This window comes from Alicyclobacillus fodiniaquatilis (assembly GCF_042678105.1).
Classification (GTDB): domain Bacteria; phylum Bacillota; class Bacilli; order Alicyclobacillales; family Alicyclobacillaceae; genus Alicyclobacillus; species Alicyclobacillus fodiniaquatilis.
Genome location: NZ_JBHUCX010000102.1, coordinates 104,987 through 106,761, shown reverse-complemented (window position 1 = coordinate 106,761; position 1,775 = coordinate 104,987). Strand labels below are relative to the sequence as shown.

The 1,775-nt window shown below is 45.1% G+C and carries 3 protein-coding genes; 1 reads left to right on the top strand and 2 read right to left on the bottom strand.

The annotated features are described in order from the left end of the window. Positions 1-112: 112 nt before the first annotated feature. Together ACFSB2_RS26730 and ACFSB2_RS26725 are read right to left on the bottom strand one after the other, a co-directional pair. A complete protein-coding gene (locus ACFSB2_RS26730; RefSeq protein WP_377946298.1) occupies positions 113-841 on the bottom strand; it encodes a VOC family protein in 729 nt (242 codons plus the stop codon). Positions 842-961: 120 nt separating this feature from the next. Beyond that, the gene (locus ACFSB2_RS26725; RefSeq protein ID WP_377946297.1) at positions 962-1,477 is read right to left on the bottom strand and encodes a hypothetical protein; all 516 of its coding nucleotides are present in this window, start codon (positions 1,475-1,477) and stop codon (positions 962-964) included. An 83-nt stretch (positions 1,478-1,560) separates the two neighbouring features. Here ACFSB2_RS26725 and ACFSB2_RS26720 point away from each other — a divergent pair. After that, the coding region (locus ACFSB2_RS26720) for a hypothetical protein (RefSeq protein ID WP_377946296.1) at positions 1,561-1,775 on the top strand (215 nt) is incomplete at its 3' end.

Genomic DNA, 1,775 nt, shown 5'->3' with positions numbered 1-1,775 from the left:
ACCTTCCAATCTATCTGGAGGGTTATTCAACACGCCCAAATTCAAGCTAACATACAAGAACATCTATTTTCACTGGCAATATTGACAAGCTATTAGCTGGTTTAACGACAGATTATTTTAATTTATTGCCTGACGAATCAACGCCATAATTGAGTCCCTGAATATGACCAACAGGGGTGTCATATTCCTTAAACAGCACACGTGTGATTCGTTCTGCTGAACCTCTCACCACGTCCACATCACCATTTCTAATGGGAACACGCACGCCGCCCTCTATCGGAGTGGCAGATGAACCAACAATCCTAGCGACCCAACGCCCGTGTTCTTCTGGTGCCTGTGTTTCAACGACAATACGGCTAATCGTCCAATGATCCTTCGTTCCATAGCGCAGGGCACGTTCTTCCCAAGGTACGCCATAATCAATAATGAACGGATTCCACTTGGAAGGTCCCTCTTCGAGGATTATGTATTTCCAGGATTTCTTTGTTCCGTCATGTCTTTGAATTGAACTCTCTCGAAGAGTGAATTTTATCCCTTCATTCTGTAAGTGCTCAGCCACCTGTTCAATGTTGCTAACGCATAGACCAAAGCTTATTGCACCACCGCCACCTGTGATCACCTCGTGGAGCTTATTAAACATAGACATGGGGCGTCTTTCCCGTAATAAATCCCAATCAACAATGGTAATAGGTTCAATATAGCCCCGATGCACTCTTGTTACGATGTTCTGCGTGCCATATGAATGCCTTCCACCCTCTTGCGTAACGAAACCAAGTTCTTGATATTGACTCCTGGCCTTATCTAAATCCTGCACATAATGAACCACGTGGTCTAACTCCACTTTGTTCCCCTCCGATCAGACTTAATTCACTATTTTCTTGCTCAACTCTTCTGTTCAATAACGGAGCAAGAAACCGTTCAACACAATCGCATGTTAAAGCAGCTGTGAGTCCGCTCGGCTCTATTGCGGAGCGAGCGAATAGAGAGATTGCCTCTGAGCACTTGATATTGGCATGGAACTGTAGAGATTACTGATACCAGCTTTTAGCTGACTCAAATCAATTCCTTGCGCGGTTTCAACCGATTGTAATTCATCTTGCGTTTTTACAATCCATGCCCATTCGTTGCTTACTTTTGACTTACCAACTACATTAGGATACGGTAGATCAAAACTAAATAGATACAACGCTTGGGCAATCCCTGCAACGTGAGCCACACCTCGTTTGTCCAAGAAATAAGCAGCAGATGTCAAGTACGCAGCCGCACTTGCTACTTCACCTTCCCGAGCTGCAGGCGAATTGTCTGGAACAGCTCCTATCGGCATGTTCACAGCAGTTTGCAAATGACCATAAGCTTCACTAAGTGCGAATGAACCCGTGCTTATTAATTCGCTTCGTTGTTTCACTAAATAAATATTCACAACGACTGAAACCAATAAAGTGATGCAAACCGTTAGGATTGAAACTCGTTTTGCCATACTTCAGCCCCCTTTGTGTCTCTCATCTTGTACCTCCTCGTCGTGTAGCCAGTTTCATAATGTTCACCGATGAAAGTGGTGGATTGGCTATTCGACACTACTGCCCGAGAGCGCAAGATCGGCGGTGTGAAGGCAGTGTATATTCATTCAACGTACGTAGCTCTGTCCCCGGTGCTGTTCTTGCCAAATTATCGGGTTATCCGATAATTGCTTCACCTCAGAAAGCGATGAGCACGGCGTTTGATCGCACTGATTTGGAATGTGTGCCCAGCTTCGTGCTCTACCAGATGGAAAACCA